General features: G+C 70.9%; 7 protein-coding genes. 1 reads left to right on the forward strand and 6 read right to left on the reverse strand.

The window, feature by feature from the left end; translation table 11 throughout:
* Positions 1–75 precede the first annotated feature (75 nt).
* Together ACFWN1_RS30430 and ACFWN1_RS30435 are read right to left on the reverse strand one after the other, a co-directional pair.
* Positions 76–936 (reverse strand): alpha/beta hydrolase, encoded by an 861-nt coding sequence (locus ACFWN1_RS30430; protein WP_384369035.1) that lies wholly within the window; start codon positions 934–936, stop codon positions 76–78.
* Between the two features lie 562 nt (positions 937–1,498).
* A complete protein-coding gene (locus tag ACFWN1_RS30435; protein WP_384369038.1) occupies positions 1,499–2,107 on the reverse strand; it encodes an ABATE domain-containing protein in 609 nt (202 codons plus the stop codon).
* A 96-nt stretch (positions 2,108–2,203) separates the two neighbouring features.
* On the opposite strand from ACFWN1_RS30435, the gene ACFWN1_RS30440 reads away from it, so the two are divergent.
* Positions 2,204–2,995, forward strand: a complete 792-nt coding sequence (locus ACFWN1_RS30440; protein ID WP_384369041.1) for an MBL fold metallo-hydrolase — start codon at positions 2,204–2,206, stop codon at positions 2,993–2,995.
* Between the two features lie 160 nt (positions 2,996–3,155).
* Here ACFWN1_RS30440 and ACFWN1_RS30445 read toward each other — a convergent pair whose 3' ends face one another.
* The 4 genes from ACFWN1_RS30445 to ACFWN1_RS30460 all read right to left on the reverse strand — a co-directional run bounded on the left by ACFWN1_RS30445 (position 3,156) and on the right by ACFWN1_RS30460 (position 7,050).
* Positions 3,156–3,374: a hypothetical protein gene (locus ACFWN1_RS30445; RefSeq protein ID WP_384369044.1), complete on the reverse strand. Its 219-nt coding sequence runs from the start codon at positions 3,372–3,374 to the stop codon at positions 3,156–3,158.
* 51 nt (positions 3,375–3,425) lie between these two features.
* Positions 3,426–3,605 carry a hypothetical protein gene (locus ACFWN1_RS30450; RefSeq protein ID WP_384369047.1) on the reverse strand — a complete coding sequence of 60 codons (180 nt, stop codon included), beginning with the start codon at positions 3,603–3,605 and terminating at the stop codon, positions 3,426–3,428.
* Positions 3,606–3,619: 14 nt separating this feature from the next.
* Entirely contained in the window at positions 3,620–4,471 is an 852-nt protein-coding gene (locus tag ACFWN1_RS30455; protein WP_384369050.1) for an SDR family oxidoreductase, read from the reverse strand.
* A 230-nt stretch (positions 4,472–4,701) separates the two neighbouring features.
* Positions 4,702–7,050: a discoidin domain-containing protein gene (locus ACFWN1_RS30460; RefSeq protein ID WP_384369053.1), complete on the reverse strand. Its 2,349-nt coding sequence runs from the start codon at positions 7,048–7,050 to the stop codon at positions 4,702–4,704.
* Positions 7,051–7,062: the final 12 nt, after the last annotated feature.

Here is a 7,062-nt window from a genome sequence, read left to right on the forward strand (position 1 = left end):
GAGTCTCCCCGACGGCTGGAGCGGCCTGGCCGCGTCACGGCGCCGGGGTCGCCCAGGGCGAGGCAGGACTCGTGGCTACCTCTTCCACACGTAGTCCTCGGCGGCGTTGACGATGAGATCCTTCACCGCCTGCGGGTGCGAGATCAGGGAGACGTGCGAGGAGTCGATCTCGACCGTCTTGCGGGCCTTCGCGCGCTTCGCCTCGTACCGCTCCAGCCCGGGGTCGATGGACCTGTCCTGCTTGCCCACCAGCACGTAGACGGGCTTGTCGTGCCACGCGGCGGCCGTGAGCTTGTCCGCGAAGGCGGAGAGCGCCAGGGGCCGTTGGGTGGCACCCAGCAGATCGGTCTGCGCGACGGGCAGATCCTGGGCGAAGACCTGGCGGAGTTTGTCGGTCCGGACGTAGACGTCCGTGCCGCCGGTTCCGTCGCCGTTGCGGAAGGGCACCGGGTTGAGGGCCTTCGTGAGTGGCGGAGGCGGGAACTTCGCCGAGAGACCGGTGAAGGACTCACCGACGTCAGGCATGATCGCGTTGATGTACACCAGTGCCTTGACGTTGCTGTTCCCCGCTGCCGCCTGGGAGATGACCTCGCCACCGTAGGAGTGACCGGCCAGGATGATGGGCCCCTTGATGCTCTTCAGGAGGCTTGCGATGTACGTCGAGTCCTGCGGTATGCCGCGTAGCGGGTTGGCCGCGGCGATCACCTTGTAGCCGTTCCTCTGGAGCGGGCCCACCACCCCGTTCCAGCTGGAGGCGTCGGCGAAAGCGCCGTGCACGAGCACGATCGTCGGCTTTTCCCCGCTGGGCCCGCTGGGCGGTCCGCCCGCGTACGCCCCCATCGCCGCGACGACAGAGGCCGTGCCCGACAGGACGAGTGCGCCCGCACCCCAGCGGACCACCTTGGTACGGCGCCGTGACTTGCCAGATGTTCGCATGACGCTCCTTCGACGGCAGGCCGCCTCGTGACAGCCCGAGGGCTTCAGACTGGTGCAGCCCCTCCGCCTCTGCATGCAGGCACTGCCATCCGGGTGACGTGGGCGACGACCCGTCCGGTCGGCAGTCCTGCGGCCCGTCAGCTGATCAGGGTGACGTGGAGCCGCACTTCGGCCGCGCACACCGGCAGCCTCGCCGTACGGGGGCGGCGACGACGTGGCGCGTGGGGAGCGGCGGCGTTCACGGCGGCGCTGATCCCTCGCCCCTGAGCACCCGGCCGGCTGCCGTGGCGTCACATGCTCCCGCAGGCTCTGGCCTTGAACTCCGCCGTGGGAACGGTGATCGCGGATTCGTGGCCGTTGTCCGACATGCGGCGGCGCCGGTGAAGCGCCGGCATGCCGGACGCGAGATGATCGACCACATGTTGACCCCCCACCTCGGAGGGTAGGGGCGACGGGCGTCCGGCCGCGGTGTCGGCGTCCGCCCGTTGCGGGCTCGTTGTCGCCCCGTAGCGGCTCGGCCGGGTCAGCCCGGTCCCGGGCATCGAGGCCCCTGGGCCGTGCGTCAGCCGGTGGCTCGGCTGCGGCGGGCGTAGGCGCGGGCGGCGCGGGCGCGGTCGCCGCAGCGGGTGGAGCACCAGTGACGCCGGCCGTGGGTGAGCATGAGGAACCGGTCGCAGGGGGCGGAGCCGCAGGCGGCGAGGATGCCGGCGTCGGGGCCGGTGAGCAGGTCGGCGGTGTCGGCGGCCAGGGTCGCCAGTGCGTGGTTGACGGCGCGGTCGGTGGGGTGTGCCTGGACGCGGCGCAGCCCTGTGGCGCCGTCGGTGGCGAGCAGGGGTGCGGTGGGTGCGGCCGTGAGAGCCTCGTTGATCGCGCGCAGGGAGTCCTCGGGCGGGGCCGCGCCGTCGACGCGGGCGGCGAACAGCGCCCGTATGTGTCCGCGCAGCGTGCGCGTCCGCTGCGCGCACAGCTCGTACAGCCGCACGTCCGGGGCGATCAGGTCATGGGCGGCGAGCCAGTACATCGCCGAGCCAGGGGTGGCGAGCAGGTCGTAGCTCTGTCCGGCGGGCAGGGTCGCGGCGGTGTCGGCGAAGTTCAGGGAGCGGTACCGGTCGGCACCGGGAGCCGGGGGCAGGGCGGTCCGCACGGTGTCGGTGGCCCGGGTGTCTTCCATGAGTCTCATGGTAGCGATTGCGTTTTTCCATGATGCCCGCCTAGTCTGGTGTCACGTCAAACACAGATTTTTACCGTGAGAAGAGGGGGAGCTGTGATGTCCCAGCTCAACGCCGATCAGTTCCCGGTCCGCACGTTCGGCGGGCCGACCACCTTGTTCGAGTACGGCGGTCTGCGGTTCCTGACCGACCCGACGTTCGACGGCCCCGGCGACTACGACAGTCCCGGCCGCCCGGTCCTGACCAAGACCGCGCCCTCGACCGGCACCCCCGCCGACCTCGGCCCCGTCGACGTGGTCCTGCTCTCGCACGACGAGCACCCCGACAATCTCGACACCTCCGGTCGCGCCCTGCTCGCCGACGTCCCCCTCACCCTGACCACCCCGGGCGGCGGCGAGCGCCTCGGGGAGAAGGCCAAGGGGCTGGGCCGCTGGGAGGCGGTCGAGCTGGATCGTCCGGGCGGCGGGACCCTCACCGTCACCGGTGTTCCCGCCATCCATGGCCCCGGCCCGCGCGAGGAGGTCGAGCCCTTCGCCGGCGAGGTCGTCGGCTTCGTCCTGACCGGAGAAGGACTGCCCACGGTCTACGTCAGCGGAGACAACGCCTCCCTCGACGCGGTCGAGGAGATCGCCGAGCGCTTCGGCCCGGTGGACACCGCCGTCCTGTTCGCCGGGGCACCCCGGCTTCCCGCCCTGTTCGACGGCAACGTGCTGGTCCTGGACAGTGCGCAGGCCGCCGAAGCCGCCCGGATTCTCGACGCCCGCCGGGTCGTCCCCGCCCACCACGACAGCTGGGCCCATTTCACCGAGGGCCGCGAGGATCTGACGGCCGCCTTCACCGCCGCCGGCCTGGCCGACCGCCTGGACCAGGACTGGACGCGGCGCTCCTGACCCGGACCGCTGAACGGAGCAGCGGCGCGGAGCCGCCGAACGGAGCCGTCGTGACACGGACCAGTCGTCGATCGGTCCGGCGCGCTCACGGAACACTCGCGCTTCACGGCCGCGCCGGCGGGGGAGCATGCGCCGATGGTGCGCTGACGGGGTCGGGCGGTCAGGGATTCTGGGCTCGCCGCATCCGCTCGCGCGTGTAGGCGTTCCAGTCGTCCGGCGGGTACGTCGCCTGCGGCGCCGCGAGGGCGACGTCGATCGCGATGGCGAGTTCCGCGTCGAAGAAGCCGAGGTCACGGACCAGTTCCAGTGCCCGCACCACGGCTTCGCCGAGCGGGCGTGCCATACGGTCCGCACCGGACGGGAAGGCCACCGGTGACATGTGCGCCAGCCTGAGCGCGCGCTCCGCCCGGTGGTCGAGGCGGAGGACGGATTAACCGGCGGCCAGGGCGATGCGCTCCCGCGCCGTCGCCACCGCGCTCGCCAGATCCCTCACTCCGTGCAGCGTCTGCGACGGGCTTCCGGCAGCGATGTCCGCGGACGCCCGCGTCCCGGACCGCTTCTCCAGACGTTGACGCTCCCCCTCCAGCAGGGCATGCGCCTCCTCCAGCACACCACCGACACGCGCTACCCGGCGACCCAGGTGCCGGTCATGCCGAGGACCCTCGAACCGTCCGGGTCGGCGAGCTTCGAGGAGACGAAGGCACGGGCACCGTCGGACGTCTGCACCCGTAGCGCCGGCTGTTCGGCGGTGAGCGCCTCGACCACGACCGCGGCGGCGTCCTGCGCCGACTGGGCGGTGGCGAACGCGCCGGCGGTGCGCGTCAGGTAGGCGTCCAGCGCGGGGGCGTAGGGGCCCATCCGCTCCGCGAGGGCGGCGCGGTCGTCGGGGATGCCGACGTTGGCGACGAATTCGCTGGCCACCGCTCCGGGCTCGATGAGCGTGACGCTCACCCCGACGGTGGCGGCGACGGGTGCGAGCGACTCGAGGTAGCCCTCGACGGCGAACTTGGCGGCGCAGTAAGCCTCGTTGAAGGGCTGGCCGACCACACCTCCGACGCTGGAGACGGTGAGAATCCGTCCCCCGCTCGCGCGCAGGTGCGGAAGGGCGGCGGAGGTCGTGTTCAGGACGCCGAAGAAGTTGACCTCCATGACGCGGCGGACTGCCTCCACCCCGTCCGTCTCCAGCGTACCTACGTGCCCGGAGCCCGCGTTGTTGATCAGCGCGTGGAGTGCGCCGTGCTCTGCCACGACCGCGTCCAGGCATTCCCGCACGGATGCGGGCTCCGTGACGTCCAGCTTCCGCACCTGGACGCGCTCGGTCACCCCCGCCTCGGCGGCGGCGTCCTCAAGGGCACCGGCCTTGGTGGTGTCCCGCATGGTGGCGATCACATGCCAGCCGGCGCGTGCGGCCCCGAGAGCCGTCCGCAGGCCGATACCACTGGAGGTGCCGGTGATCAGAACAGTCCTGCCGGTCATGTCGAGAACTCGCATTCGTCGGAGCGGCCACGAACGGGGCCCGCCCCGGGGAACCCGTGTTCCCGGGCTGTCGTGGACCCGCGCTTCAGATCATGGCCCCTGGAGTGCGCTCCAAGGCAAATGCGACACTTGACGGGCACCCGTCACGTTCAGCGGCGCGGCCCAGGGACGCGTGCGGCGCCCCGGCAATGACCAGGGCGCCGCCGGAGTCGGCGGAGGAAGTGCGGGTGTCAGCCCAAGTACGCCTCCAGCGCGGACAACTGTGCCGCCGGCCAGCCCGTGTTGGCGGTGACGGTCAGGCGCAGGTAGCGCGTCGGAGTGCCGGACAGGGTGATGGTCGCGGTGTTGCCGCTCGACGGGTCGAACGTGTATCCCGCCGACGGCTTGAGCGTGCTGAACGTGGAGTTGTCCGTGCTGCCGAGGACGCTCAGCATCTGGGTGCGGGTGGCCCAGGCCGCTGCCGGGGGCAGCTTGAGCACGACCCGCTTGACCGCCTTCGCGGCGCCCAGGTCGACGGTGACGGACTGCGGGAAGGCGTTGTTGGCGCTCTCCCAGTAGCTGTCGGCGTCGCCGTCGACGGCCTTGGTGGCGGGGTAGACGTCGGTGTGGCTCGTCTCGGTGACCGGGCGGTTCCTGGCGACGTCAACGGTCGGGTCGGTCGGCGGGTCCGTCGGGGGATTGGTGGGCGGGTCGGTCGGTGTGGTACCGCCGCCGGGTACTCCCCCGTTGGTCCACTTCGGGTCCGGCCAGGTACCGGTGCAGGCCGGCGGGTCCGCGTACCAGCCGCTGTTGCCGGTGCCCCGGGTGATGACGAAGCCCGGACCCACGCAGTTGTGGATGGGGTTGGACTGGCCCAGGTGGGTGGCCGTGACATTGGTGAACGAGGCCGTGCCGGGCGACTGGATCTGGAGGGCGTAGGTGCCGGCCCCGTCGATCCGGACGTTCTCGAAGTGCAGCCCCCTCGTCGCGCCCTCGATGTTCATGATGGCGGCGTAGGAGCTGTCGAGGATCTCGGTGTCGGTGATGTTGACCGTGGCGTCCAGGGCTTCGTTGAGGCCGCTGAACCAGACCGCGCCGACGCCGAACTGCCAGTTGTAGTCGCTGTTCCCGGCCCGGATCAGGGTGTTGCGGGCGGCTGTGGTGGTGCCGGAGACGGCTGTGCCCTGGCCGGAGTTGACGCCGGGGTACCGGTTGGCGACGTGCAGGCCACCGCCGTTGGTGATGGTGTCCGCCATCACGTTGTCGGAGATGGTGATGTCCTTGCCGCCGTAGGTGACGATGTTGTTGGCGAGGATCGGCAGGATCACCGTGTTGAAGGTGAACTTGTTCTTGACGTTCGGAACGGCTTCCGCCCACATGGCGAGGCCGTCGTCACCCGTGTCGCGGACGAAGGTGTTGGTGACCGTGGAGTTGGTGACGCCCATGTGGAAGTTCACGCCGTCCGCGGTCTGGTCCAGGATGCGGCTGTTCTTGATGGTGAGGTTGTCCATCGGGCCGTCCATCCAGGCCCCGCACTTGGTGTGCTGCATCCACACGTTGTCGACGGTGGAGTTGGACAGCGCGCCGCCGATGGCGTTGACCTGGTCGTCGTCGACGCGTTCGCGGATGTCCCCGAGGATGGCGAAGTCCTTGAGCGTGACGTTCCTGCTGCCGCCCTGGTTCGCGTACCTGCCGTACACGCCCACGGCCTTCGCCCGGTTCACCGGGTCGCGGCCGGTGAGGACGCTGTACCAGGGGCCCGCGCCGGCCAGGGTCACCTGGTCGACGACTATGTGGTCGCGCACCTGGAAGGTGCCCTGCGGTATGTAGACGGTCCTGCCCTGCTCCTTGCCCGCGTCGACCGCCGCCTGGATCTTGGCGGTGGAGTCGGCCGCGCCGGTCGGGTCGGCGCCGAAGTCGCTCACGACGTCCAGGGCGCCGGACGGCTTGCCGAGGGGCGCGCCCACCTGCTCGAAGTCGGCGAGGTCGATGGTGAACGTCGGTGAGGCGCTGGTGGACGACACCTGCAGGCGCACCTTGGTGCCGATCGGCAGGGTCGAGCCGAGCAGGGTGCGGGTCTCGTCGTAGAAGTGGTGGGGGTTGGTGTCGCCGGGGTTGTTGTTGAACGGATAACCCCCGTAGTACCAGCCGTACTTGGAGGTCACCGGGACGGACTTGAGCTGCGTTCCGTTGATCTTCACGTCGAGGCTCGCGTCGCGGCCGGTGCCGGCCGGGTTGTCCGGCAGCGAGTACCGGAAGGACATAGCGTTCGCGGGCGCGGTCAGGGTGAACTCGACGTACTCGCCCGCCGCGTCCAGTGTCACCGCCTGCCGTCCGGACGCCTCGGAGGGGAGGTGGCCGTAGAGGCGGTCCGGTCCGATGAGCGTGCCGTTGGTGGCGGCGTACTCGGCCTCCTGCTCCTTGAACGGGACGGTCGCGCCGCGGCCGGAGATGCCGACCGGGGAAGGCGCGGGCACTCCCGCCGCCAGGGCGTCGGGTGCGAGTGCCACGGCGACGACGGTGCCGGCCGCGGCCAGCGCCAGGGACACGGTCGCGGCCAGCGACCGGCGCAGGGATCTGCCATTGCGGGGTGGGGTCATGGGTGTGCGTCC

It is taken from the genome of Streptomyces sp. NPDC058459 (genome assembly GCF_042721685.1).
Classification (GTDB): Bacteria; Actinomycetota; Actinomycetes; order Streptomycetales; family Streptomycetaceae; genus Streptomyces.

Excerpts from the sequence above, each read along its gene's own strand:
- ACFWN1_RS30440 (WP_384369041.1), top strand. The coding sequence starts at position 2,204 with ATGTCCCAGCTCAACGCCGATCAGTTCCCGGTCCGCACGTTCGGCGGG.
- ACFWN1_RS30455 (WP_384369050.1), bottom strand. The coding sequence starts at position 4,471 with ATGACCGGCAGGACTGTTCTGATCACCGGCACCTCCAGTGGTATCGGC.
- ACFWN1_RS30435 (WP_384369038.1), bottom strand. The coding sequence starts at position 2,107 with ATGGAAGACACCCGGGCCACCGACACCGTGCGGACCGCCCTGCCCCCG.
- ACFWN1_RS30430 (WP_384369035.1), bottom strand. The coding sequence starts at position 936 with ATGCGAACATCTGGCAAGTCACGGCGCCGTACCAAGGTGGTCCGCTGG.
- ACFWN1_RS30460 (WP_384369053.1), bottom strand. The coding sequence starts at position 7,050 with ATGACCCCACCCCGCAATGGCAGATCCCTGCGCCGGTCGCTGGCCGCG.
- ACFWN1_RS30445 (WP_384369044.1), bottom strand. The coding sequence starts at position 3,374 with ATGTCACCGGTGGCCTTCCCGTCCGGTGCGGACCGTATGGCACGCCCG.